A 25,461-nucleotide genomic window follows, 5' to 3' on the forward strand; every position below is an offset into this window, starting at 1 on the left:
TCTCTTCTTCCTCTGGAGTCCCCGGTCATGCAGAACACCCCTGTTACGTCGCTGGTCGGGGCGGAGTACGAGGTAGAGGTCGGCCCGGTGGCCCACGGCGGCCACTGCATCGCCCGTACCGACGCCGGCCGGGTCCTCTTCGTCCGCCACGCGCTGCCCGGCGAGCGGGTCCGCGTGCGCGTCACCGAGGGCGAGGAGACCTCCCGCTTCCTGCGCGCCGACGCGATCGAGATCCTGGACGCCTCCAAGGACCGCGTCGAAGCCCCCTGCCCCTTCGCCGGACCCGGCAAGTGCGGCGGCTGCGACTGGCAGCACGCCAAGCCGGGAGCCCAGCGCCGCCTGAAGGGCGAGGTCATCGCGGAACAGCTCCAGCGCCTGGCCGGCCTCACCCCGGAGGAGGCCGGCTGGGACGGCACGGTCATGCCGGCCGAGGGCGACAAGCTCCCCCCGGGCGAGGTCCCGCAGTGGCGCACCCGCGTCCAGTACGCCGTCGACGCCGAGGGCCACGCGGGCCTGCGCAAGCACCGCTCCCACGAGGTCGAGATCATCGACCACTGCATGATCGCCGCCGCGGGCGTCTCGGAACTGGGCATCGAGAAGCGCGACTGGCCGGGCATGGCCTCCATCGAGGCCATCGCCGCCTCGGGCTCGAACGACCGCCAGGTCATCCTCACCCCCCGCCCGGGCGCCCGCCTCCCCCTGGTGGAACTGGACAAGCCGGTCTCCGTGATGCGCGTCGACGAGAAGGACGGCGGGGTCCACCGCGTCCACGGCCGCGCCTTCGTCCGCGAGCGCGCCGACGAGCGCACCTACCGCGTCGGCAGCGGCGGCTTCTGGCAGGTCCACCCGAAGGCCGCGCAGACCCTCATGCTCGCCGTCATGCAGGGCCTGACCCCCCGCAAGGGCGAGACGGCCCTCGACCTCTACTGCGGCGTCGGCCTCTTCGCCGGGGCCCTCGCCGACCGCGTCGGCGACCAGGGCGCGGTCCTCGGCATCGAGTCCGGCAAGCGCGCGGTGGAGGACGCCCGCCACAACCTGGCGGACTTCCCGCGCGTCCGCATCGAACAGGGCAAGGTCGAGTCGGTCCTCCCGCGCACCGGCATCACCGAGGTCGACCTCATCGTCCTGGACCCGCCCCGCGCGGGCGCCGGCAAGCAGACGGTCCACCACCTGGCCGGCCTGGGCGCCCGCCGCATCGCCTACGTGGCCTGCGACCCGGCCGCCCTGGCCCGAGACCTCGCGTACTTCGCCGAGCGGGGATACAAGGTCCGCACCCTGCGCGCGTTCGACCTGTTCCCGATGACGCACCACGTGGAGTGTGTGGCGATCCTGGAGCCGATTAAGTAGGGCGGCTGGCCTGGGATGTTGTGCTGGTCGCTGACCGCTTCACCTGTTTCCGCCCTTCCAACGGGTGAAGCGCGAGACTGGTCGACTACACGCCCTGACCGGCGGATTCCTTAAAGGGGGCCAGCGGTGGCGCAAGCCGTGGCTGCACGCCCCTCAGGTTCTTGACGCTCGTGTGACGCTCGTTCTGAAATCCCATCACATTGGGCGGGCGGGGTTCGACGTCACCCTCTGGCTCGGCTGATGGGGCCCGTGTTTGCCGGGTGTCCGACGCCGACCCGAAGCCGAGCTCCTGGGGAAGGTGTTCCCACTGGACGCCGGGGTGCAGCACGAGCGGGATCCCGGATTGCACCTGCCGGTCCGGGACCGGCTTGCGACCCGGGTACCTGAACCGCCTCTCCCGCTTCGGCAAAAGCGGCTCGATCCGCTCCCACAAGTCATCCGACACGATCCACGGCGAAGCCCCCATGGTCCGGACAGCACCGAACCCGCCGACCGGCAGCTGAGACGAACTGGGCAGGGAGCTCCCGGGGCACAGGCAGGTGCGATCCGGCCACAATGGCCATGGTTCTGGCCGCCGGCCGTGGCGGCGTTTCCAGGCAGCAGCAGCCTTCTCTAAGATCACCGAACCGATTGCGGCCCGACGGGCTTCCCCGCGAGGACATGCCCCCACCCGCACGAGCTACTCGTGCCTTGGGGGAACCACCTCGTGTCCATGCTCCTGCTGAAGCTCTCGGCGCAAGATCTGCTCACCTTGCATGCGCGCCGCCATATGGTCCCGCACCTCGCTGCTCGCTGGAAGCGTTTCCGAGGTGCGGACGCCTCAGCCACAGAGCGCTCCGCATGGGCGGAGAGCTTGATCAGTCTTGCCAACGATCTGGTAGCCGCAGACCGCGGGAACGTGGAGATGGTCGTCGAGTGTGCTGCCACCATCGACGAGTCCAACCGTCCGGAACCCCGGCTCATCGACGTCGTGCTGGTCGGCAGGCATCCGCACGAGAACCGGCCGTCCGTTCAGCTCGTCGAAATGAAGCGATGGTCCACGGTGACCAGGATCGAGCGAGCAACCGCGGAACTCGTCGATGTGCCGGGATTGGGTGTCAAGAAGCATCCTGCGCTGCAGTTGCGTGAGTACTACGAGGCGTTCACGAGTGAGCGGGGGCCCTTCGAGAACGAAGAATTCGAGTGCGGCGGGTTCGCCTACCTCCACAACGCCACGGACGACTCCGTACGTCCGCTGATCGGTGTGGATGCGCCCACGGGCGCGTACGCGCACGTCTACACGGCCGACAGACGTGCCCAGTTTCTCGATGCTCTCAGGGGAAACTTCGCGCCCGAGGGTGGTGCTTCTGAGGCCGCGACCATGTTGCGGACGATGGGACTGAGCAATACACCGCTACTCGACGCCATGAACTGGTCCCGAGGCGACGACACCGTTTTCGTCCTCCGTGGGCGCCAGAAGGTGGTCGCGGAACAGATCCTCGAAGCGGCCTCCAAGGTCCTTCCCGACCCGGAGCACCCCGCGCTGATTCCGGACGAGAGGCGCGTGATCTTCCTGGTCACAGGTGGCGCCGGCACCGGCAAGAGTGCGATCGGCCTGCAGATCAAGGCACAGCTCGAGGCGCAGGGGCGAACCGTGAAGTACGCCAGTGGGAGCAGGGCCTTCAATTCGGCCATTCAGGAGCATGTCGGCTACGGGGACAAGCGGTTCAGGGAGACCTTCACCTACTTCAGCAACTTCGTCGACACCCCGGTGCCACCGGTGGACGTTCTGATCTGCGATGAGGCGCATCGTCTGCGCGATCGCTCGACGAACCGGTTCTGGTCGCAGGAGGAGCGGGCGAAGTGGGGGAAGGGGCCGCAAGTGGACGAGCTTCTCGACGCGTCACGCCTGACGGTGTTCTTCCTGGACGAAGGCCAGTCCGTGCGGCCGAAGGAGGTCGGCACCGTTGAGTTGATCAAGGATGCGGCCGAACGCCGCGGCGCCGACGTTCTTGAGTACGGCCTGCGCGAGCAGTTCCGCTGTGGAGGCAGCGGCTCGTACATCCGTTGGGTACGTGCCCTCCTGGGCGTGACGGACGAGGAGGCGAAGCCTTGGAGGTCGGAGGAGGAGCCGCAGACCTGGAGGGCGGACGGACTGATGCACGTCGAGGTGGCGGAGACCCCGGAGGAGCTCGAACGGATCATCCGGACGGAGGCCTCGGCCGGCGCGTCCGCACGCATGGTCGCGGGGTACTGCTGGCCCTGGACGGAACCCGCGGGCGAGGAGAAGTACCTGGAAGCCGATGTCCGCATCGGAGATTGGCACAGGCCCTGGAACGCGAAGAGCGAGAGCTACTGTGCTCACGGGGTGCCGCCGTCGGACATCTGGTCCGTCCACCCCAACGGCCTGGGGCAGATCGGGTGCGTTTACACGGCACAAGGCCTGGAATGGGACTGGTGCGGGGTGATCATGGGCGACGACATGGTGCGCCGTGGCGATCAGTGGGTGTTCCAGCGCGGCAAGGAACGCAAGGAAGCCCCGGATTCGGACATCAGGCGCGTAGATCTGCCCGGTTCGCTCGATCCGAAGGTCAGCGCGTCCAGTGTGGACGACGACGACTTCGCGCGACTGGTCCGGCAGGCGTACCACGTGCTGTTGACCCGCGCGAGCCGCGCAACGGTGCTGTACTCCACGGACGAGGAGACCCGCGCCTATCTGAAGAAGCTGGTGGGGTCGGTGGAGATCCACGAGCTTCGGCCCACCTGGTTGAACCTGCCGAAGGAGGCTCGCGCAGCGCACTTGCCGCGGGCCAACGGGAGACGCAACCGGAAGCGGCGGAAGTCGTTGGGCTCCGAGCCCCGACTCTTCTGACACCGGCCGTCGGACAGTGGAGTGGCGGGCTCTCCGGGCCCGCCACGTACCTGCTCAGAAGAACAGGTCTGCCACCGCGGTCAGCATCGTCACCAGAAGACTGGAGACGATTCCGACCGCGATGTCGATCAGGATTTCGCGAATCCATTCACGACGCGCAGGCTTGCACTCGACGGGGTTCATTCGACCACTCCAGGGTGTGAGTGAGGAATGGCAGGGGGCACCCTACCGGGCAGCCACGCTCACGTCGTGTGTTGCCACACGACGGGCACAACCATCCTTCATTCACAGCCTGTTCGGCCTCGTACATGAACCGCAGCCTCGTACCCTCCGGGAAGGTGCGCAGCGAGATCATGCTATCCGTCGACCGCGCCCGTGGCTCAGGGAATCAGTGAGCGGAGTTTCATGCGGGTCTCCCGGTCCGTCGAGTAGACGACTGTTCCGATCATGCCGCGGGTCAGGAGCACCTTGTACGTGTTGCGGATCAGGCGGTCGATGTCCTCGTCAGGCGTCGCCTTCGTGAAGGAGGGGTCCTTCGAGGCGGTGCGGTCGATCACCCAGCGGTCTGTCCGCCAGACCAGGTCCGGGCCCATGATCACGCCCGACCAGTCGTACTCGAAGCCCTGGGCGGTGTAGACACAGCCGACCTGGCCGAAGCCCGCGGGATCAGTGGCCCAGAGCGGAGCCGGCGGTGCGCCCAGCAGTGATCGGTCCCCGTACAGGTTCCACGGCTTTGACCAGTCGCCGATGACCACGTCCGTGGGTAGCCTCGTCATCGCCGGAGTGATCTTAGTGGTCCACTTCCAGCAGTAGCCGGCGGAAAGCCGGGCGCCGTACCCCTGGGCACGCTTCTCGCCGAGGAAGTCCTCCAATTCCTGTGGGCTGTCCACCGTCAGCAACTGCACCTTGCCGTCCGGCTCCCACTCGATCGGTCCCTCGCCCTCCAGGCCCAGGAGACTGGTCACCCAAAGCAAGTAGGCGTCGCTGCCTCCGCACCGGAACTGGCTGTCCAGCTCTACCAGCGTGAAATCCACTTCCTGGTCGGCCGCGGCCTGCCTGATCTGTTCGACGGTACCCATCTCGCCGGGACGCACCACCTGGTGCTGGTCGAGGAGGAACACCGGCACCCGGGCCGCGTCGATCAGTTCTGCCACCTGCGGACGTCCGGTACGCAGGGCGGCCTTGGTGTAGCGGTTGGCGGAGGTCTTGCGGAGCCGGTGGGCCTCGTCGCAGACGAGCACGTCGATGTCGTTGGGCTCGGCCTCCATGAAGCTGTTGAAGTAGCGGAACAGGCGCTGGACCTCGGGCTTGCGGGCGCCCGCTACTTTGCGCATGGTCTTCGTGAACGACTGCGAACCGGTGGCGTGGAGGGCAGGCACGCCGCGCCGGTACAGGTCGCCGAGCACGGACAGGGCGATCACGCTCTTGCCGGATCCGGGCCCGCCCGTCACGACAACCACCTGCTTGCGGTTGGAGCGGCGCGCCTTGCGGACCGCCGCCATCACCGTCTCGTAGGCGAGCCGCTGCTCGTCCAGCAGCACGAACTGCTCCCGGTCGCGGACCTCGTCGGCGGCCACGGCCATCAGCTGCCTGGACGGCCGGACCCTGGCCTGCAGGAGGTCGTCGGCGGCGGCAGCGCCAGGCTTCGCGGCCAGCCTCGAACGCAGGTAGTCGAGGAACGCGCCACGCTGATCGCCGGTGAACATGCGACCGCGGCGGTCCTCCTCGACCTCACGCAGCCCGGCGACCCCGAACTCGGTCGCGTTGTGCAGGAAGGCCACTCCAGTGACGGAGTCGGGATTCTGTTCGAGAGCCCCGTTGAATGAGACAAGGTAGTCGCAGTAACCGCGAACCTGCTCGATGGGGTTCAGTACGGGCTCGCGGTAGGAGGGCACACTGCACCGCAGTGGATCTTCATCCACCGGGTGGGCCTCGCTCCACTGCTTGAGTTCCACGATGACGTACGACGGCTCGCCGGACACCGGATGGACGCCGGCCAATATCACGTCCGCGCGCTTGCTCGTCAGCGGCAGCCCGTACTCCAGCAGCATCTCGACCTCACCGAGACCTGCTTCGACCAGAGCGTGGGTGAGTGCGGGGATGCTCCGCTCCCAGGAGCGAACCTCCGCAGCGTGCGGCTTGTGGCCGTGCCTGTGCAGGAAGTTCTCGCTCAGGAGTTCCGCTAGCCGGCCTTCGAGGCGGGTGCGGTTGGCCAAGGACGCCGCGGACTCACGGAACAGCAAGGAATCGCCCCCAGGCAGCACGGAGTAGCTCGTGCGGGTGGGGGCATGTCCTTCGGTTCCACGTGAGGTGGAGCGGAAGCCCGGCGGGCCGCTGAGATTGTTCTTGCCATCTTATGACAGTGCGTGATCAAGCAGCCAGGCCGAAAGTCACGATCCGGACCGAGGGCTCAAGGTTGCTCACGGCATTCCGGAAGGGTGGCGCACTGGATCAGGTACTTCTGTGGCGGCTCGGCAGATGGCTGAAACAGAGCTCTTTTCCCAGTGCGTGACGAGCTCAGTCCGGAGCCCGGAGAGGTAGGTCGAGGGTAGCGCCGAAGGGGGAGCCGCCATGGCTGGACCGCTGTACATACCTGTCCTGCAGACCCGGCCGCACGCGGTGGGCGCCTACTCTCGGCTTTGGCCGGAAGCCCAGAACGCATTGACGCCGGTCTGGAATCTACCGCCACGCCCCGGACTCCCACCGGCCGAGCTCACCGCCGAGGTCCGGAAGGACGTGGTTGCGGTATCCGCAGGCGAGAGCTATAGCCCGTGGTGGTCGAGCAGCGCCGCCAGCTTTCGTTTGCGTTTCTGGTCGGTGCGCAGGGCGGTCATGTAAGTGGTGAACGTGTCCTCCGTGCCGAGGGCGCGGTGGCAGGTACGAACGCTGATCAGGAGTTCGATCAAACGCTCGTACGTGGCGTCGCCGGTGCGGGTGAGGAGCGGGTTGATCAGGCGCAGGTAGACGGCCAAGGCCTCGGCGGGGCGGTGTTCCCGGCTGCGGTCGGCGAGGGCGAGCCATTGTCCGCCGTCGGCGTAGCCTTCGGTGGCCGCATCCCAGGCCGCGTCGTGGTCGCCGTCGTCCAGCAAGGCGTCGACCAGGGCAGAGCCTGGGCGTCCGAGGCTCTCGCGGGGCCGGGTATCTGCGCGGAGCGCGTCCAGTGCCCGGGTTCGCTCGGTCTCGTCCCAGCAGCTGGCTGCGCGGGCTGCCGTACGCAGGTGCTGGTAGGCGGCCAGGGATCGGTGGTGGAGCAGTACCTCACGACGGATCCGCACCACATCGGTCAGGTGTCCGGCCCGGATGTAGCGTTCGCATGCGAAGTCCACCAGGCGGGTCTCCGGGCCGTGGTCCGGGTCGGCCTCACGCAGGCCGCGCTCCGCCCACTCCAGGGCTTCGGCCGGGCGGCCCGCCCGTTCCAGCTCCTGGGCGATCAGCAGCTGAGTGGCGCCCGACGGGGCCAGGTCCGCTGCGTGGAGGGCGATCAGCGCGTCCACACTGCCCTCCATGCGCAGGAGTTGTTCCATGAGGTCTTTCGCGGTCCAGTCCTTGGGGTTCTCGCGCAGGGCCCCCGCGGCCCGATCGTGTGCTCGTGCCAGGCCCGCAGCGTTCAGGACGTCCGCGTATTCGGACAAGCGGATGTCCGTGGCGTGGCTCAGGTCACTCAGGTGGTGATCCACCAGCCAGTCGGCGGTCTGCTCCGGATCGGGGTGGGACACCAGACAGGCCTCCAGATGGGCTGCGGCCAGTCCGCTGGCCACGTCGCCAATGGCGCCGTCCGAATCGTCGATCTCGCCGTACGCCAGGGCGAGGGCTTCGATTGCGTCCCGTGCCACTTCCACGGCCTCCGTCGCCCTCCCGGTCTCCGTCAGCGTGCGCAGAGCGGATACCGCCTCCGCGGCCTGGAGTCCGTAGGCGCGGGCGTCCGCATACTCGACGTAGCCGTACCGAGCGAAGGGCCGTGTGTCGAGCAGAGCCAGGATGCGCTCCCGTAGAGCACTGGGATCGCCGCCAGCGGCGGACGCCCGGAGCTCCAGCCGATGGCGCAGATCGCGGTCGGCCGCAATGTGCTCCTTCACCAAGGCCAGGAGTTCGTCCCGGCTGCGGGTCTCCAGCCAGGTGCTCAGCTGCCGGCCGCGGGATGCGGCGGCAGCACGGTGCTTCGGTACCGACTCCGATTGCTGTAGGACGGCCAGGCCCACTGCCACACAATGCTTGCAGAAGTTGCCTTCCTGCCCGTAGGGGCAGTCACAGCATCCGGTGAGGCCGTCCTCGTGCTCCGTCAGCTCGACCTCGTAGACGTCGGTGCCGTCGACTGTTGCGGTGATCGTCCTCTCTCCGATCTCCAGGGCGGACACGCACGACAGGTATCCGATGCCGCGATCGAACGACCGGGCCCCAGCCAGTCGGCGCAGATCGTCCCTTCCGAATCCCAGGGTGTTGCTCATGGCTCCCATTCAACGGGATCGGGGACCTTGCGCAGACAGGTCGAGAAGAGCATCAGTCGCCTGCCGAACGGAGACTGTCGGCCCTCCGTTCGGCAGCAGACTCAGTTGACGGCGAGTGCTGTGGCCGACATCGAGAAATGGTGGTGAGTTCGTGACGCTCGTTTAACGCTCGGGGCCCCAAGGAGGCCACGTGGGAGCTGGTAAACAGCCTCTGGCCAGCTCCCTTATCGCAGAGGCACCCTTGCGACGTGTAAACGATGACGCACCACGTGGAGTGCGTGGCGATCCTTGAGCCAGTGAAGAGGGACGCCTGAGCTGGTGTTTTGAGAGCTGACCTCGGTCTCGCGGGCGGCGTGGCGGTGGCGACGCGGGGCTGCTTCTTCGTTTGAATCCTTCGTCAGCAACGTCACTTCCGCGCGGCGCTGACGTGCTCGGAAGTCAACTGGGCGGTGTCGGTACGCTCCTTCGTCACAGCCGGATCGGTATGGAGGAGGGAAGTGGGGTGGGGCGAAAGGCGTGGTTGTCCGTAGCAGCAGCCTTCCTGCTCGGTGTGGGGACCGCGGTGACGGGGCTCGAGCTGATCGAGCCGTCGTCGGGGGTGACGGTCAGCGGCAGGCCGCCGGCTGATGAGATCCCTCGTACGCGGCAGGCGTTGGTCGCCAAGTGGGAGAGGTCCCTTGCCGATGCCGGCCTCAAGCTTCCCGAGGGCTGGGAGAAGATGTCGACGAACCAGATTCGGACCGAGTACATGAGCCAGGAACTCGCCAACGCCGGTCCGCCGCCGACGGGCCCGGCGCTCGACCCTGATTTCAGCAACCCGGACGACTGACGCCGAGGAGGCGGGCCCCTGTCCAAGCGCGGCTGGTGCGCTCCCCTCGTGTCCGGTCAGGTTCGTGTGGCCGGTCGGGGCCGCCGTGCCGGCGCGCAGCCGGCGCTGTCGGTCGTGCGCGCCTCCAATCCCGGGCCGTGGTCCGTGAGTACCTCGACGCTTGCGGGCTCGCCCTCACCGTGCACGACGGCCAGGTGGTGGCGGAGTTCGTCGGCCAATCGCCAGGCGTCGCCGTCTGCAGGCAGGTGCCAGTCCGTCTCGATGCCCCGTTCCACCGCCGGCTCGCTGCTGAAGCGGATGAGGTCGGGTGCGGGCAGGTAGCTGTCACGTAGCCAGAGCAGGAATGTGGCTGCCTCGCCCGCCGTGGTGTCGGTCAGCATCACGCAGTCCCTGCCGGTCACGGTGGCGGTGCCGTCGTACTCGGTGCCCGCCCAGAAGGAGAGGTACGGCTCGCCCTGGTGCGTGCGGTCCTGGCGGACCTTGTGGCGGACTTCCGGGAAGGGTTCCCTCAGGGCTTCGCCCAATCCGGTGAGGTCGAGGGCCCAGGCGTGCGGCTCCCGTTCCGGGGCGTAGAACACGAAGGTGGTCCGGATGTCGTTGGTGTCGTGCGTCATCGAGTACCTCCTTCCGACACGGGGTGCCCCTCATCTGTCGGCCTTCGCCGGAGCGGCCAGGGCGAGGAGCTGCTTCCCGTCGCCGCGCCCTGGGCCGGCGAAGGCGGCCCCCGCCGCATACCACCACGAGCATGGCTCCGGCGACGGCCGAACGCGCCCTCGGCCTCCTCGCGAAACGCTGCTCGATGCCGCCCTGGGGTGATGTGCCGTCCGGCATGTGCGTTCGGTGGGGCGCCTGCTTCCCGAACTGGCTTATGTGTTCCCGCCATTCGGATCAGGGGGCCTGGGTGGCGAGCTAGCCTTGTGGCGGGGGCTTGGAGGGGGAGGTGGGTCGCATCTGTCGGGTGGTCTCTGAGGGGGTGTGGCGCGTGGCGTGGCGCCACCCTGTAGGTCGGCCGGGCGCGGTGGGTGGGTGACCGGGCCGTCGGTGTCCGGGGTGCTGCCTTCGGTGCTGCGCCTGTGGTTCGGGGTGATCGCCGTCCTCGCCGCGTCGGCGGTCGGCGTGCTCGGGGTTCGCTACGCCGGTGACGGCGAGCCCGGCATGGTGGACACGCGCGTCGGGGCGGCCGTGGACGGTGCGAGTGCGTCGTGGCGCGATATCGCCCTGGCCATGGACTTCTTGGGGGAGCCCGTGGGGGCGACGGCGCTGGTCGCCGTCGCCGTGGTCGGTTGTCTGTTGCTGCGGCGTCCCCGGGCCGCGGTGCTCGTCCCTGTCGGGGTCGGCGTGGCCGTGGGGGCGACGACGTTGCTCAAGTCCGTGGTGGGGCGCACCATCCACGGCGCCGACAACCTGTCCTTCCCCAGCGGGCACACCGCCTTCCTCACCGCGTTCGCCCTCGTGGTGACCCTCGTCCTGACCGGCCGGTTCGGCTTCGGCCGGGCGGCCGGGACGTTGTTCGTGCTGGTCGCCGCCCTGGTCGCCGGTGGCGTCATGGGCTGGGCGCAGGTCCTTCTGAGTGCGCACTACCCGACCGACGTCCTCGGCGGCTGGTGCACCGCGTTGGCGGTGGTGCCGGCGACCGCGTGGCTCGTCGATCGGGTCGCCGACTCCCGTCGGTGAGGCCCTGTCAGGCCAGGCGCCGGAACACGGGCTTCACCGGCCGGCCCGCAAGCCACGGCGTGGGGTCGGTCGCGTCCAGCGCCTTCCGGTACACGGCGCACGCCTCCGCCACCACGTCGACGGTGTGGTCGATGTCGGCGTCGTCGAGCGCGCTGCTCACCACGAACGACGGGGCCAGCACCCCGCCCGCGAGGAGCCGGCGCAGGAACAGCGTGCGGTACTCCTGCGACGGCTGCCCGTTCTCGTCGAGGGTGGCGAAGACCAGGTTGCTGGGGCGGCCGCGGACGACGAGGTGCTCGGCGACGCCCATGGAGGCCGCGGCGTCGCGGACGCCGGCGGCCAGGCGCTCGCCGAGGGCGTGGAGGCGCGCGGTGACGCCCTCCTCGGTGTAGGTGGTCTGTACGGCCATCGCGGCCGCCAGGGAGTGCGTCTCCGCGCCGTGTGTGGTGGAGAGGAGGAACACCCTGTCGCCGGAGTGACGCAGCCCGCCCCGCTCCATCAGCTCCCGGCGCCCGGCCAGAGCCGAGACGGCGAAGCCGTTGCCCAGCGCCTTGCCGAACGTGGAGAGGTCGGGGACGACCCCGTACAGACCCTGGGCGCCCGCCTCGGACCAGCGGAAACCGGTGATCATCTCGTCGAAGACCAGGACGCAACCGTGCCGGTCCGCGAGTTCACGGAGGCCCGCGAGGTAGCCGGGCGCGGGCTCGGTGTGGGTGGCCGGTTCGAGGATCAGACAGGCGATCTCGCCCTCGTACCGCGAGAGGAGTTCCTCCGTGGCGGGCAGGTCTCCGTAGGGGAACGTCACCGTGAGGTCGGTGGCCGGGATTCCCGCGGACATCGGCGTGGTGCCGATGAACCAGTCGTCGGTGGAGAAGAAGGGATGGTCGGCGCAGAGCGCCACCCGCGGGCGCCCGGTGACGGCGCGGGCGAGGCGTACCGCGGCGGTGGTGGCGTCGGATCCGTTCTTCGCGAACTTCACCATCTCGGCGGTCGGCACCGTGGCCAGGAAGCGTTCCGCCGCCTCGACCTCCACGATGGACGGCCGGACGAAGTTGCCGCCGCGGTCGATCTCCCGCCGCACCGCCTCGACGACGCGCGGGTGTGCGTGGCCGAGACTGACCGACCGCAGGCCGGAGCCGTACTCGACGTACCGGTTGCCGTCGACGTCCCACACATGGGCGCCCCGGCCGTGGCTGATGACCGGGGCCAGGTGCTCGGGATACTGGTCGTCGCCCTTGGCGTAGGTGTGCGCGCCCCCGGGGATCAGGGTGTGGAGGCGCTCGTTCGCCTCCCGGGACCTGGGGAGTTCGAACTCTTCGGTGTTCACGCCGACCTCACTTCGCTTCGCGCTTCAGGACCTCGGCGAGGCTCGGCGCCTCCCGGTCCCGCTGGGACATCGACGTGACCGGCAGCGGCCAGGGGATGGCGAGCTCCGGGTCGTCGAAGGCGATCGTCACGTCCTCGGCCGGATCGTGCGGGCGGTCGATCCGGTACGAGGTGTCCGCGGTCTCGGTGAGCGCCTGGAAGCCGTGCGCGCAGCCCGCCGGGATGTACAGGGTCGCCTGCGTCTCGTCGGAGAGGTGGAAGGTGGCCACGTTGCGGTACGTCGGGGAGTCCGGGCGCAGGTCCACCACGACGTCGAAGATGCGACCGTACGAGCAGCGCACCAGCTTCGCCTCGCCCTCGCCGGAGCGCAGGTGCAGGCCGCGCAGGACCCCGCGGACCGAGCGGGACAGGCTGTCCTGGACGAAGGCGTACGGGTCGAGGCCCACCGAGCGGACCACGTCCGCGTCGAAGGTGCGGCTGAAGAAGCCGCGCTCGTCGGCGTACGGCGTCGGCGCGAACAGGTACGCGCCGGCGATCTCCGGGACTTCGGTCGCTTTCATGTGGCCTTCCGGTGGGCGGGGAACAGGGTCGTCGTCAAGGTGGTCAGGTGGTCGGTCAGTTGGTGTGCCGCTGCCCGGTTCCGCTCGGTGAGGGTCTGGCGCAGTTCGGGCGATCGCTTCTCCAGGGTTCGGAACTGTTCCAGCAGCCGGTCCGCGTCCAGCTCGCGTGCCGGGTGGCAGTACTCGCCGAGGCCCATCCCGGCCATGAGCGCGTCGCTCTTCGCCGCGTAGGTGACCGCGAGCACCGGAGTTCCGGTCTTCAGCGCGCAGATCAGGTTGTGATACCGGATCGCCACCGCGGTGTCGGCGGCCGCCATCTCCTTCATCAGGTCGGCGAGCGAGGACGTCTCCGCGGCGGTGACCAGCGGCGAGTCCACCGCGTCGAGGATCGCGGCGACGACCGGCGCGTCGACGTCGTCGCCGGTGAGCAGCCGGACCGGCCTGCCCTCCTCGACCAGCGCGCGGACGAAACGGATCGTCCCGTCGAGGTAGCGCCGGTGGATCTCCTCGGCCCGGGCGCGGTCGTCGTTGCCTCCGTGGAAGGCCATGACGCCGACGCAGACCGGGCCCGGCGCGCGCGAGGGCACGCTCGACGGCGGCGCCGGCAGGGCGAACGCGAGGTCCGGGTGGACCGCGTCGCGCGCGGTGTCCACGCCCATCGCCCGCATCGCGTCGCGGGACTGGCCGTCCCGGTACGAGCGGTACGCGGCGAGCCGCGCCGACCAGCGCACCAGGGCCCGGGTCGGCCGGTTGCGGATCGGGGCGGCGCCGACGCCGACCAGCGCGACCGGGGTGCCGGTCAGCCGGCCGCCCGCGCAGAGCAGGAACAGCGCGTACGGGAAGCCCCAGGGCCGCAGCGGCAGGGTGGCCTCCAGGACGCCCATGCCCGGCACGATCACCACGTCGTGCCGGCGCACCCAGGCGGCGGTGCGGACGACGTCGACGAGCTTGCCCAGACCCTTGCCCGCGACCGCGCCCGCGCGCGAGGCGGTCCGGTACTCCCCGCGGTACCAGTGCAGCCGCGTCGCGGGGATCCCGAACCGGGACGTGACGGCCTCGGGTCCGCCGCACAGCGCGTCGACGACCGCCTCCGGGTGTTCGGCGCGCAGGTACCCGAGGACGGCTTCGAGCGATCCGTCGTTGCCGAGGTTGCCGGAGCCGAGCAGGCCGAAGACCCCGACTCGCACGGACGTCATGGCCGCCGTCCTTCGCGTCCCGCCACCAGCTCGTCGACGGAGACGGTGAGCTTGGCCGGGTCGACCGGCGCGCGGTCCTCGACCCGCTCGCCGGCGCTCGGCCGGGCCCGGCTGGCCGCCCACTCGACCAGGTGGCGGTAGCAGGCGCGGCGGTCGGCCGCGGACAGCGGCGCCCGCCGGATCGCGTCGACGAAGCCCCAGACGTACTCGGCGAGCAGCCGGGGCGTCGGGTGCAGGCGGCCCGCCCGGCGCGGGTCCAGGTTGACGCACCGGGAGCGCTTGGACGGGTTCGCCCGCTCGGCGCGGGTCGGGTGGTCGCGGCGGAAGTACAGCAGCTCCGGCACCTGGTGGAAGGGCCCGTGCAGGCCGATCTCGGAGACGAACGTGCGGTCCGCGTGGTGGTAGCTGTCCATCGGCTTCACCCGCCGCAGCACGTCGGCCCGTATCACGCCGTAGAAGTCGTCGCCGCCGGGCTCGAACAGCATGCTGCGGAAGCGGACCGGCGGGCGCGGAGAGGCGGTGGCGAGCGCGTACTCGTACGGCACCTTCACCTGGCCGTCGGCGTCGATGACCGCCTGGTCGGCATGGGCGAGGATCACGTCCGGCCGCTCGTCGAGCGCCTCCACGCAGCGCCGCAGCAGGTCCCGGGCGTACAGGTCGTCGTGCGAGGCCCACTTGAACAGCTCGGTGCGGCATTCGGCGAACACCCGGTTGTGGTTCGGCGTGGCGCCGACGTTCCTGGTCAGCCGGAGGTAGCGGACGCGCGCGTCCTTCGCGGCGTACTCGCGGGAGATGTCCTGGGTCCCGTCGGTCGAGGCGTTGTCGGAGATGACCAGCTCGAAGTCCCCGTAGGTCTGGCCGAGCAGGGCGTCGAGCGATTCGGCGAGGTACTCCTCGCCGTTGTACACGGGCAGGCCGATGGTCAGCCTGGGTCGGGCGGTCATGAGGTCCTCACTTCGGGGATGGAGTTCCGGTGGCGCTCGCGCAGGGCGGACCGCAGCTGCAGCCACCACACGGTCGAGCTGCCCAGCGTCGCGGCGGCGACGCCCCAGGCGGAGCCGACCGCGCCGGCCGCGGCCGCACCGCCGAGCCCGCCGCCGGCGTAGCAGACGGAGGCGAACAGCTGGGCGCGCAGGCTGCGCCGGGCCGCGCCGAGCGCGCGCAGCCCGGCCGCCGCACCGGTGCCGAGGCCGGCGCCCGCGACGCCGAGCGTCGCCGGCACGATGAGCTGCGCGGCGGAGTGCCAGACGCCGCCGAGCACGAACTCGCCCAGCCGGTCCGGTACGAGGAGCAGCGCCGCGCCCCAGAGCACCGCGGCGGCGGCCTGCCCGCCGCCCAGCGCGAGGCAGAACGTGCCGAGCCGGTGCGGGGCCTGCTTGAGGACCCGGGCCGCCTCCGCGACGGTGACGAGCGAAAGGCCCATGAGCAGCGCGAGGAACGGTCCGAGGAGGAGCTCGGCGCCCCGGACCGCACCCACCGCGCCGACCCCGGCGAGCGCGCCGAGCCCGTAGGCCCGCAGCTGGCCCGCGCCGCTGAGGCTGACGTTCTCGACGAGGTACCGGGAACCGAGGTCGCGCTGCTCGCGGAGCCAGCCGGGAGCCGTGCCCATCCGGGGCCGGATGCCGGACTGGAGGAAGCCGTATCCCGCCGCCACCGCGGCGGACGCCCCCCAGGCGAGCAGGAAGGCGGCCACGCTGCCCACGCGGGCCGCCACGACCATGGCGGGGACGAGCGCGACGCCCCACACGAGGTCGTTGGCGAACGCCTTCTGCCCGCTGCCGGCGGCGAAGAACGCGAACCGCCAGGCATCCTGCAGCAACAGCGCCGGAAGGGCGATGCCGAGGCAGGCGAACGCGGGCCCCACGCTGCCGCCGAGGGCGAGACCGACCAGCAGGCACACCGCGCCGATGACGGTACCGACGCCGAGCGCGGCGCCCGACGACCGGGCCACCGCCGTGCGCCAGGTCGCGGTCGGCACGGCGCTGAAACGCACCACCAGCGGGTCGGTGGCGAGGCCGCGGGAGACGTTGAGCACCACGCCGTACGTCACCCAGGCCAGGCTGAACACACCGAACGCGGCCAGCCCCAGCGAGCGGGCCACGTAGATGCCCACCGCGAAGTTGGTCATGCTGGAGGCCGCCTGGTCGGCCAGCCCCCAGGACAGCCGGCCGGCCATGGCCCGTCTGCCGGACCGCCGGTCCGCCGGTGCCCTCGTCTTCTCCCCCTCGGTGGTCATCGGCGTCACGCCTTGATCAGCCCGGCGGCGCCCAGGGCGTCGGCCGCGGCGGTGACCGTGTCGAACGGCAGCCCGGACCGCTCGGCGACGTCCAGCAGACTGTGCTCGCCGTCGGAGAGGTTGAGCACCCAGAGCATGGCCATCTGGGCCTGCTTGGTGTCGCTGCGGCCGCCGACCGCGTCGTACAGCCCTCGTCGTCCCAGCTGCGGTTCGCCGTACGGGCTGAGGTTGAGGTACCGCCGGTTGCGGTCGAGCACGCCGAACGCCTCGCGGCAGACGGCGAGCGTGTCCGCCATCGCCTCCGGGGAGACGAAGTCCAGGTCGTCCGCAGAGGTGTGGTACTCGGGGTAGCCGGCGTACGGGGTACGGGTGAGCGAGCCCACGCCGAGGTCGAACCCGGGCGAGCAGTACTGCCGCTCGTCGTAGCCGTACGGAGTGAACTCGTTGACCCGGTGCGGGCGTTCGGAGGCGGCGAGGACGTGCTGCATCACCCGGTCGATCTCCGCGTCGCCGCGCCTGCTCCGCTTGTACGTCAGCCCGCCCGGGTCGCCCGCACAGGCCAGTACGAGCCCGTGCTTCACCTGATCCACCCGCTCCTTGTTGCGGGCCAGCCAGGTGATCGCCCCGATGGTGCCGGGCGCGAAGACGAACCGGTAGGTGTAGTACGGCGTCCGCTCCGCGAGGGCTCGCGCCAGGAACACCGCCACCGCGACGCCGGCCATGTTGTCGTTGGCCAGCGACGGGTGGCAGACGTGGCAGGAGACGATCACCTCGTCGGCGACCTGCCCGGGGACCACGTGCTCGGCGTAGGTGAGGTGGCCGTCGGCGAGCGTGGAGTCGATCCGCACCTCGTACTCGCCGTCCGGCATCGCGTCCAGGGTCTCCTGCGCCAGGCAGAAACCCCAGTCCGGCTTGTAGTAACTGGTGCGGTACGGAACCCAGTTCGGCCGGTCCGGCAGGGTGTGCAGGTGCTCGCGCAGTTCGGACAGCGGCATGGTCGCCGCCACCGGCACGCTGTAGCCGAGCACGTGCAGGCTGGACGCGGCGAAGTCGACGACCCGGTGGCCGGCGGCGTCGGCGACGTACGCGTCCCGGATGTTCCACTCCTGCGGCACCGTCCAGTCGAGCACCTGCGTCCCGGTCGGCACCTCGTGCACCTGGAGCGGGATGTACTCGCCGACGATGTCCAGGGTGGCGCGCACCCCGTCGCCGGTGATGCTCCGGCACAGCGGGTACAACCGCTCCACCAGCGCGTACATCTCCTCGCCGGCCGTGGTCATCGGCGCCACCGCAGGGTCTCGTCGACGGTGCCGGCCTCGGACGCCGCGCGCAGCACGGCGAGGCGGGTGAAGCGCCGCTCGAAGTCCTCGCCGGTGAGCCCGTGCTTCCGGTAGGCGTCGGCGAGTTCGAGCGCGCCCTGCTTCACCGTCCACTCGCAGTCGAAGCCGGGGATCGCGGCGCGGAACCGGGAGAAGTCCACCCGGTACGACCGGGGGTCGGCGCCGTTCTCCCCGGTGATCCTGACCCGCGAGCCGTCCACGGCCTCCGCGACCTGCCCGGCGATCTCGGCGACCGTGACGTTGTTGACCTCGCTGCCGATGTTGAACGCCCGGTCGTGCACCGCCTCCCGCGGCGCGACCAGCGCGGCGGCGAAGGCCCGCGCGATGTCGGCGGCGTGCACGAGCGGGCGCCACGGCGTGCCGTCGGAGAGCACGAGCACCTCGCCGGACAGCAGTGCGTGGCCCACCAGGTTGTTCAGCACGATGTCGGCGCGCAGCCGGGGGGAGTAGCCGAAGGCGGTGGCGTTGCGCATGTACACCGGGCTGAAGTCGCCGTCGGAGAGCGCGTGCAGGTCGTCCTCCACCCGCACCTTGGACTCCGCGTACGGCGTCACCGGCCGCAGCGGGGCGTCCTCGGCCACCAGGTCGTCGCCGCCGGAGGCGCCGTAGACGGAGCAGGTCGACGCGTACAGGAAGCGCCGCACGCCCGCGTCGCGGGCCAGCCGGGCCAGCCGTACGGAGGCGTGGTGGTTGATGTCGTAGGTGAGGTCCGGCGCCAGCGAGCCCAGCGGGTCGTTGGACAGCGCGGCCAGGTGGATCACGGCGTCCACCCCGGCCACGTGCTCGGCCGTGAGGTCGCGCAGGTCCACCCGATGCCCCGCGGGATCCGCGGGCTGCGGGCCGAGGACGCAGTCGGCGAACAGGCCGGCGTCGAGACCGACGACCTCGTGCCCGGCGGCCGCGAGGACCGGGGCCATGACGGTTCCCAGGTATCCCTGGTGTCCGGTCAGCAGTACGCGCATGGTTCAACCCCCCAGGTTGAGCGTGAGTTTGGTGACGGCGAACGCCTCGGCGTATCGCTCGTGGCATTCGATGCCCCGGATCCGGGCGAGGCCGAGGAAGGCCTCCCGGTCGTACCAGGGCCGGTGCCGCTGCGAGGGGTAGTGCTCCTGCAGCAGCCGCACCTTCTCTTCGGCGATCTCCGGCGACAGCGGCTGGTACGCCGTGGGACGGCCGAGATCGCCGTCCCACTTGACGATCTCGTACCCGAGCACGAGGTGGTCGCGGAACGCCGTGGGTATCAGCCGCGCCAGACCGCGGTGGTCCTGGTGCGCGTCCTCGGTGCGCGGGGCCAGCACGACGTCCGGCTCCGTCCCCGCGCGCAGCTCCTCGACCGCGGCCTTGGCCTCCTCCCAGTGCGCCGGCAGCCGTCCGTCCGGCAGCTTGAGCACGGTCAGCCGCAGGTCGGCACCGGGGCAGAAGGCGGCGAGCGCGGCCCGCTCCTCCTGCTCCCGCTCGCCGCCACCGCCCGAGAGCACCAGCGCGTCGACACGGACGCCCGGCCGCGCCAGGCACATCGTGAGGAGCGTGCCGCCGGCGCCGATGGCGATGTCGTCGCAGTGCGCGCCCACCGCGACGATCCGGCCCAGGGGCCCGGCCCCGAGCCGGATCACGCGGTCCCCACGGCGGCGCCGTCCCGCTCCCACACGGCCCACGGCCGCTCGCCCCGGGCGTAGGACTCGTCGAGCGCGGCCCGCTCCTTCACGGTGTCGGTCGGCTTCCAGAAGCCGCGGTGCTGGTGCGCCACCAGACGGCCCTCCTTGGCCAGTCCGGCGCATCCGTCGGCGACCAGGTCCCCGTTCTCCGGGATGTGGTCGAAGACCTCCTGGCGGAGCACGAAGTAGCCGCCGTTCTCCCACAGCGGCAGCTCGCTGACCGCGGTGATGCCCCCCACCAGGCCGTCCTCGCCCAACTCCACGCAGTGGAAGGAGGACTGCGGCGGCACCACCATCATCGACGCACCGGCGTCGCGCCGGGAGAACCGGTCGATCATCTCCGGCAGCGGGGCGTCGGTGAGCACGTCGGCGTAGTTGGCGAGGAACATCTCGTCGCCGTCCAGGTGGTGCCGCACCCGGCGAAGCCGCTCCCCGATCGGCGACTCGATGCCGGTCTGCGCGAAGGTGATCGTCCAGTCGGATATGTCGGTGGACAGCAGCTCGGTCCGCCCGCCCCGCAGCACGAAGTCGTTGGACGTCGTCTCCTCGTAGTTGAGGAAGAAGTCCTTGATGTGGTGCGCGCCGTACCCGAGGCACAGGATGAACTCCGTGTGCCCGAAGTGCGCGTAGTAGCGCATGACGTGCCAGATCAGCGGGCGCGGGCCGACCATCGCCATCGGCTTGGGCACGTCGTCGGAGGTGCCGTTGCGCATCCGCATCCCGTAACCGCCGCAGAACAGGACGACCTTCATCGGTTCACCTCGACGATGCTCAGCTCCGGGATGGGAAAGACGAGGCGGCCGCCCCAGTCGTGCACGAAGGACAGCTGCTCGACCAGTTCCGCCCGCAGGTTCCACGGGAGGACGAGGACGTAGTCCGGCCTGTCGGCGGCGATCTGCTCGGGCGGCAGGATCGGGATGCGGGTGCCCGGCGTGAACCTGCCGTGCTTGTACGGGTTGCGGTCGACCGTGTACGCGAGCAGGTCGGGCCGGATGCCGCAGTGGTTCAGCAGCGTGTTGCCCTTGCCCGGGGCGCCGTAGCCGACGACCGTCTCGCCGCGCTCGGCCGCCTCGATGAGGAACCGCAGCAGGTCCCGGCGCACCTTGGCCACCCGGGAGGAGAACTCCGCGTACCCGGAAAGCTCCTGGAGCCCGGCGGCCTTCTCCCGGTCGAGCACCTCCGCCACCCGGCCGCTCGGCTCGCCCGCCACCTCGGCCGGCCGGGCCCACAGCCGGATCGAGCCGCCGTGCGTCGGCAGCAGCTCGACGTCCACGAGCGTGAGTCCGCCGCTCGCCAGGGCCCGGATCGCGGACGCGACCGTGTAGTACTGGAAGTGCTCGTGGTAGATCGTGTCGTACTGGTTCTCCTCGATCAGGGTCAGCAGGTGCTGCACCTCGATGGAGACCCAGCCGTCGTCGGCGACCAGGGCGCGCAGCCCCTGGGTGAACCCGACCACGTCGGGGATGTGCGCGTACACGTTGTTGGCCACGACCAGGTCCGCCGGGCCGTGCTCGGCGCGGACCGCCGAGCCGGTGTCCGGGGACAGGAACTCGGTGACCGTGGGCACCCCCGCGTCGCGTGCCGCGGCACCGACGTTCACCGAGGGCTCGACGCCCAGGCAGCGGATCCCCCGGTCCACCACATGCCGCAGCAGATAGCCGTCGTTGCTCGCGACCTCGACCACGAAGGAGTCCGCGCCGAGACCGAGCCGCCGCACGGCGCCCGCGACGAACGTCCGCGCGTGCTCCACCCAGGAGGTCGAGAACGAGGAGAAGTACGCGTACTCCTCGAACGTCTCCTCCGGCGTGATCAGCGGCGGGATCTGGGCCAGCCAGCAGTCGGTGCAGACCCGCAGGTGCAGCGGGTACGCAGGCTCCGGCAGGTCCAGCTGGTCCGCGGCGAGAAAGCTCTCGCACGGCGGTGTCGCCCCGAGATCGACGACGCTCCCCAGCGCCGCCGAGCCGCAGAGTCGGCATCGTGTCATCTACTGCCCCCCATCGATTCCGTCCGCCCCGCGATCGCGGAGCGGTACTCCTCCACCAGACGCTCCAGACCGACGGCCGGGCTGAAGCTCTGCTCGTACCGGCGCCGGGCCGCCCGGCCCATCTCCTGGTTGCGAGCCGGTTCCGTCGCGATCCCGCGCATACGGGACGCGAGCGAGGCGGGAACGCCGGGCTCGTGCAACAGCCCGGTCACCCCGTCCTCGACGAGTTCGACGAAGGCGCCGTGACCGGCGGCGACGGCCGGGACCCCCGCCGCCATCGCCTCCGCGACCACCAGGCCGAAGGTCTCCCTCGCCATCGAGGGAGCCACCACCGCGACCGACCGCGCGACGGCCTCCCTGCACTGGTCCGGGTCGTACAGGCCGACGTACCGCACGTCGTCCCGGCCCGCCGCCCAGGCGGTCACCTCGGGCTCCAGCGGCCCCGCGCCGGCGATCACGAGCGGCACGCCCACACCGCCGTCCGCCGCGATCTCGTCCCACGCGGCCATGAGGAGCCGTACGCCCTTGGTCTCCGCGAGCCGGCCCAGGAAGAGCAGGTGCTCGCCGGCGCCCGTCCGGCCGGCGCCCGGATCGGGCACGAAGTTGTGCTTCACCACGAGCCGCTCGGCCGGCATGCCGGACCGCACCAGGATGTCGCGCTGCGCCGCGGAGATGCAGAAGAACCGCTCCACGCCGGACCACCACCGCCGCCGGTTGACCGACAGGCTGACCGCGAGGGGGACCGTCGCGAGCCGGGAGTTCCGGTAGCAGCCGTGCCGGACGGCGGGCAGCGAGGCCGCCGACCCGACGCACTCGGTGCACGGCCGGCCGTCCCGGTGCAGCGTGCCGGGCGGGCACACCTGGGTGTAGTTGTGCAGCGTGGCGACGACGGGCACGCCGACGTCCGCGCAGGCGGCGAGGACCGCGGGCGACAGGAGCGGGAACACGTTGTGGACGTGCACCACGTCCGGCCGGTCGGTACGGAGCCGGGCCGCGAGTTCCGTGCGGACCGCCGGGTTCCACGGCACCAGCAGCGGCACCGCGGCCTTCCCGAGGAGCGACCGGGCGGCGATGTCGTCGCTGCGCCGCTCGAACACCTCGACCCGGTGGCCGCCGGCCCGCAGCAGTCCCACCTCCTCGTCGACGACTCTGTTCTCCCCGCTCGGCTGCGCCGAGGAGTAGCGGTTGTGCACCACAAGGACATGCATGGTCAGGTCACCTCCGGGCCCATCGCGGAACACGTATGCGGGGAATGTCGGACCTCTGCCGAGGAATCCCGGGCGTCGGGAGCGGCTCGGCCGGGGCGGGTGCCGCGAGCAGCGAGGCGGCCAGCGCCAGATGCAGCAGATACGCCGAGGCGTCGCCGAGACCGACCTCGGTGTACGAGGAGATCGCGCAGTAGCTGATCAGGAAGATCGCGCAGGCCCGCGACAGCGACGGCGGCCGCAGCAGCGCGATGCCGCCGAGCGCGAGGAGGAACGCCGCCACGATGGCGGCCCCGAGCAGCCCCTGCTCGTTGTAGATCGCCAGCCAGCTGTTGTCGATCGGCAGCCCGTCCCACGACTTGTCGCCCAGGCCGAGGCCGAAGATCGTGTCCCCGGTCGTCCGGGGCGCCGAGAGGAGGGAGTCCCAGACCTTGGCCCGGCCGGTGAGGTTGGAGAAGTTCTCCTGGCTCTGCCCGCGCAGGAACCACGCCTGCAGCGCGGAGCTGAACACCACCGCGGCCACCGTGGCGCACACCACCGCCCAGGCGAAGAACCGGCGGGCCGCGGCGCTGGTCAGGATGAGGGAGCCGATCGCCAGGACCAGGCCGATGATCATGCCGAGCGTCGCCGTCCGGGTGTGGGTCATCGCGAGCAGCACGAGCGACGGCACGATGACCACCGCCGAGCTCGCCCCGGTGGTCCGGCGGCCGAGGAGGAGCAGCACGGTGAGCCCGATGACCACCGCTGCGTACTGCCCGATCTGCGGCGGGGTGAGCGGCCACAACGCGCCGACGAGCCGCCCGCCGTAGTACTCGGGCATGGCCGTGCCCGGTGAGACGACCAGGCCGGCGGCCACCAGGACGAGCACCGCGAAGTACCACCGGATGTGGTACCGGATGAACGTCAGGCTGCCGTCCCACCAGCGGCTGAGCAGCCACAGCGTGCCGACGAACAGCGCCAGGCGCGCGCAGCGGAACAGCGCGCCGGCCCCGACGTCCACGCTGGAGATCAGGCTCGGCACGAGCAGCAGGGTCAGAAGGAACACGTAGGCGCTGGGCCGGATCCGCAGCCGGAGGTTGGCGGTGAGCGCCAGCGTGAACGCGCCGACCAGCGCTCCCATGGTGACCATCTGGATGAGGGAGCGGGGGATCGTGACGACGGTCTTCGCCCCGGCGGAGCCGAGCACGTTGAGGGCGAGGAGCGCCCAGGCAGTCCCGACCGACTTCGGCGGCCCGTCCGTGTGCCTCTCGGCGGTACGCATCTCAACCACCGTCCTGCGCGCGGAAGGTGCTGCCCGCGTCCTGCCCGTACGGCGTGCCCTGCCACTGCCCGGAGCCGAGCGTCCGGCCCGCGTCGTGGGCGACGAACGTCCACGGCCCGACGTAGACGTTGTCGTGCCAGCGGTTGTCCTGCCGGAGGGTGATCGCCTGCGCCACCCGGTCGCCCTTGTACGGCGACCAGTCCGGAGAGGTGCCCTCGTTGGACAGCACCGCCATGCGGTCGCACAGGACCGTGCAGTCGAGGACGGACTTGTCGAGGACGAAGCGGTTGCCGTGGATGTCCACCCGCTGGGTCTTCCACCGGCAGTCCCCGTAGAGCGGCGCGGTCGCGATCCCGGGCTGCGCACAGCGCTTGGTGTCCTTCACCAGCAGGGTGCAGTAGCCGGTCGAGGTGTTGGCCGGGCTGTTGCAGAACCGGTCGGCGTTCTCCCACAGGGTGATTCCCGACCAGTTGTCCTCAAGCACGTTCCCGTAGATCTCGATCCTGTCGGTGCGGGCGGGGATCCGCGGCTCGCCGCCCGCCTCGGACACGTAGACGGTCCCGTACGGGAAGTCGTCGCCGTCCTTGGCGGCCGCGCGGCCCTCGACCCAGTTGTTCCGTCGGATCGTGTTGTTCCGGATGACCGCGTTGTAGCTGGTCTCGTACATCAGCGCGGCACCGTCGTTGGCGTCGAGGACGTTGCCCTCGAAGAGGAAGTCGTTGTTGTTGTTGTCCGCCCACAGTCCGGCTCCGCGGTTGTCGTGCACCCAGTTGCCGCGGATGTCGGCGCCGTCGACCGCCCAGAACTTCATGCCCCCGGTGCAGCCGCAGCCCGGCTGCCGCCGCTCCCAGTCGTCGGTGTTGTTGCCCGTGATCTCGTTGCCCTCGACGACCAGGCCCTTGATCGAGTCACCGGCCTTGTAGGCGTTCATCGCGTACTGCCCGTTGTCCCGCAGGCAGCTGGCGCGGACCTGCTGGCGGGCACCGGCCATCAGCCCGGCGCCGGAGTTGTTCCGGATCGTCGCGTGCTCGATCACCCACCCGTCGGCCGAGTCGTGGTTGACCACGCCCTCGTCCTGCGGCGCGTTGAAACCCTGCACGGTCAGGTACCGGATGGTGACGTCGCGGGCGGTGCCGCCGAACGCGTAGTGGTTGGTCTTCGCGCCGTCGAGCACCGCGCCCGGCGCCCCGAGGTACGTGTTCCCCTCCTTGGGGAGGACCTGGTCGTACTCGCCCGGGTCCAGCCTGTGCCGGCCCGGCCGCAGCCAGAACGTGGTGTGCGGCGGGCTGTCCTCGGTCTTCGCGGCCAGGTCACCGACGACCCCGGGGTCGACCGTCACCGCGCCCGCAGGAGCCTTCGCCGGACCGGCCGCGGGCTTGGCGCACACCCGGGCCACGGCCGCGGACGTGGTCGGAGCGGCGGTGGCCTTCGGCCGTGCGTCCGGCTTCGACCCCGCGTCCGGCGTGCCGCCCTCGCAGCCGGTCGCCACGAGCAGCGCAAGCAGTGCCGCCGGCACCGCCCGGTGCCGCCACATGATCCCCAAGGTCCTCCT

The 25,461-nt window shown here is 70.7% G+C and carries 21 protein-coding genes and 1 pseudogene; 4 read left to right on the forward strand and 18 right to left on the reverse strand.

Annotated features, from left to right (window positions below; genetic code table 11):
• Positions 1-27: 27 nt before the first annotated feature.
• Positions 28-1,347 carry a class I SAM-dependent RNA methyltransferase gene (locus ACN9M0_RS27865; RefSeq protein WP_426404378.1) on the forward strand — a complete coding sequence of 440 codons (1,320 nt, stop codon included), beginning with the start codon at positions 28-30 and terminating at the stop codon, positions 1,345-1,347.
• 271 nt (positions 1,348-1,618) lie between these two features.
• Here the strand turns inward: ACN9M0_RS27865 and ACN9M0_RS27870 are convergent.
• A pseudogene (locus ACN9M0_RS27870) lies at positions 1,619-1,813 on the reverse strand (transposase); the annotation flags it as partial.
• Between the two features lie 246 nt (positions 1,814-2,059).
• Here ACN9M0_RS27870 and ACN9M0_RS27875 point away from each other — a divergent pair.
• Positions 2,060-4,198: a DUF2075 domain-containing protein gene (locus ACN9M0_RS27875; RefSeq protein WP_426405331.1), complete on the forward strand. Its 2,139-nt coding sequence runs from the start codon at positions 2,060-2,062 to the stop codon at positions 4,196-4,198.
• A 54-nt stretch (positions 4,199-4,252) separates the two neighbouring features.
• Here ACN9M0_RS27875 and ACN9M0_RS27880 read toward each other — a convergent pair whose 3' ends face one another.
• The 3 genes from ACN9M0_RS27880 to ACN9M0_RS27890 form a co-directional block, all read right to left on the reverse strand.
• Positions 4,253-4,381, reverse strand: coding sequence for a DUF6408 family protein (locus ACN9M0_RS27880; protein WP_426404379.1), 129 nt, complete (start codon positions 4,379-4,381; stop codon positions 4,253-4,255).
• 197 nt (positions 4,382-4,578) lie between these two features.
• Positions 4,579-6,441: a DNA/RNA helicase domain-containing protein gene (locus ACN9M0_RS27885; RefSeq protein WP_426404380.1), complete on the reverse strand. Its 1,863-nt coding sequence runs from the start codon at positions 6,439-6,441 to the stop codon at positions 4,579-4,581.
• A gap of 519 nt (positions 6,442-6,960) precedes the next feature.
• Positions 6,961-8,643, reverse strand: a complete 1,683-nt coding sequence (locus ACN9M0_RS27890; RefSeq protein ID WP_426404381.1) for an SWIM zinc finger family protein — start codon at positions 8,641-8,643, stop codon at positions 6,961-6,963.
• Positions 8,644-9,145: 502 nt separating this feature from the next.
• Here ACN9M0_RS27890 and ACN9M0_RS27895 point away from each other — a divergent pair.
• Complete coding sequence (locus ACN9M0_RS27895; RefSeq protein ID WP_426404382.1) at positions 9,146-9,472, forward strand: hypothetical protein; 327 nt, start codon at positions 9,146-9,148, stop codon at positions 9,470-9,472.
• A 56-nt stretch (positions 9,473-9,528) separates the two neighbouring features.
• On the opposite strand, the gene ACN9M0_RS27900 is transcribed toward ACN9M0_RS27895, so the two are convergent.
• On the reverse strand, positions 9,529-10,086 hold the full coding sequence (locus tag ACN9M0_RS27900; RefSeq protein WP_426404383.1) for a hypothetical protein: 558 nt from the start codon (positions 10,084-10,086) through the stop codon (positions 9,529-9,531).
• A 412-nt stretch (positions 10,087-10,498) separates the two neighbouring features.
• Between ACN9M0_RS27900 and ACN9M0_RS27905 the strand changes: the two genes are divergently transcribed.
• Complete coding sequence (locus tag ACN9M0_RS27905) at positions 10,499-11,146, forward strand: phosphatase PAP2 family protein (protein ID WP_399698915.1); 648 nt, start codon at positions 10,499-10,501, stop codon at positions 11,144-11,146.
• 7 nt (positions 11,147-11,153) lie between these two features.
• Here ACN9M0_RS27905 and ACN9M0_RS27910 read toward each other — a convergent pair whose 3' ends face one another.
• The 13 genes from ACN9M0_RS27910 to ACN9M0_RS27970 are packed head-to-tail and all read right to left on the reverse strand — an operon-like array spanning position 11,154 to position 25,452.
• Positions 11,154-12,473, reverse strand: a complete 1,320-nt coding sequence (locus ACN9M0_RS27910) for a glutamate-1-semialdehyde 2,1-aminomutase (protein WP_426404384.1) — start codon at positions 12,471-12,473, stop codon at positions 11,154-11,156.
• Between the two features lie 7 nt (positions 12,474-12,480).
• A complete protein-coding gene (gene rfbC, locus ACN9M0_RS27915; protein ID WP_366039210.1) occupies positions 12,481-13,032 on the reverse strand; it encodes a dTDP-4-dehydrorhamnose 3,5-epimerase in 552 nt (183 codons plus the stop codon).
• Entirely contained in the window at positions 13,029-14,228 is a 1,200-nt protein-coding gene (locus tag ACN9M0_RS27920) for a polysaccharide pyruvyl transferase family protein (RefSeq protein WP_426404385.1), read from the reverse strand. Before ACN9M0_RS27920 ends, rfbC begins: the two co-directional genes overlap by 4 nt.
• On the reverse strand, positions 14,225-15,172 hold the full coding sequence (locus ACN9M0_RS27925) for a glycosyltransferase family 2 protein (RefSeq protein WP_399698921.1): 948 nt from the start codon (positions 15,170-15,172) through the stop codon (positions 14,225-14,227). Before ACN9M0_RS27925 ends, ACN9M0_RS27920 begins: the two co-directional genes overlap by 4 nt.
• Complete coding sequence (locus tag ACN9M0_RS27930; protein ID WP_399698923.1) at positions 15,169-16,464, reverse strand: hypothetical protein; 1,296 nt, start codon at positions 16,462-16,464, stop codon at positions 15,169-15,171. The genes ACN9M0_RS27925 and ACN9M0_RS27930 overlap by 4 nt, the downstream gene beginning before the upstream one ends.
• Before the next feature lie 5 nt (positions 16,465-16,469).
• Positions 16,470-17,753, reverse strand: a complete 1,284-nt coding sequence (locus ACN9M0_RS27935; RefSeq protein WP_426404386.1) for a DUF4910 domain-containing protein — start codon at positions 17,751-17,753, stop codon at positions 16,470-16,472.
• A complete protein-coding gene (locus tag ACN9M0_RS27940) occupies positions 17,741-18,766 on the reverse strand; it encodes an NAD-dependent epimerase/dehydratase family protein (protein ID WP_366041466.1) in 1,026 nt (341 codons plus the stop codon). The genes ACN9M0_RS27935 and ACN9M0_RS27940 overlap by 13 nt, the downstream gene beginning before the upstream one ends.
• A 3-nt stretch (positions 18,767-18,769) precedes the next feature.
• A complete protein-coding gene (locus ACN9M0_RS27945) occupies positions 18,770-19,417 on the reverse strand; it encodes a PIG-L deacetylase family protein (RefSeq protein ID WP_366041465.1) in 648 nt (215 codons plus the stop codon).
• The gene (locus tag ACN9M0_RS27950; RefSeq protein ID WP_426404387.1) at positions 19,414-20,211 is read right to left on the reverse strand and encodes a glucose-1-phosphate cytidylyltransferase; all 798 of its coding nucleotides are present in this window, start codon (positions 20,209-20,211) and stop codon (positions 19,414-19,416) included. The genes ACN9M0_RS27945 and ACN9M0_RS27950 overlap by 4 nt, the downstream gene beginning before the upstream one ends.
• Complete coding sequence (locus ACN9M0_RS27955) at positions 20,208-21,443, reverse strand: methyltransferase domain-containing protein (protein ID WP_426404388.1); 1,236 nt, start codon at positions 21,441-21,443, stop codon at positions 20,208-20,210. Before ACN9M0_RS27955 ends, ACN9M0_RS27950 begins: the two co-directional genes overlap by 4 nt.
• Entirely contained in the window at positions 21,440-22,651 is a 1,212-nt protein-coding gene (locus ACN9M0_RS27960; protein ID WP_366041462.1) for a glycosyltransferase, read from the reverse strand. Before ACN9M0_RS27960 ends, ACN9M0_RS27955 begins: the two co-directional genes overlap by 4 nt.
• A 7-nt stretch (positions 22,652-22,658) precedes the next feature.
• Complete coding sequence (locus ACN9M0_RS27965) at positions 22,659-23,909, reverse strand: O-antigen ligase domain-containing protein (protein ID WP_366041461.1); 1,251 nt, start codon at positions 23,907-23,909, stop codon at positions 22,659-22,661.
• A 1-nt stretch (position 23,910) separates the two neighbouring features.
• Complete coding sequence (locus ACN9M0_RS27970; protein ID WP_426404389.1) at positions 23,911-25,452, reverse strand: right-handed parallel beta-helix repeat-containing protein; 1,542 nt, start codon at positions 25,450-25,452, stop codon at positions 23,911-23,913.
• Between the last annotated feature and the right edge of the window lie 9 nt (positions 25,453-25,461).

Source organism: Streptomyces sp. R-07 (assembly GCF_049913175.1).
Lineage (GTDB): Bacteria > Actinomycetota > Actinomycetes > Streptomycetales > Streptomycetaceae > Streptomyces.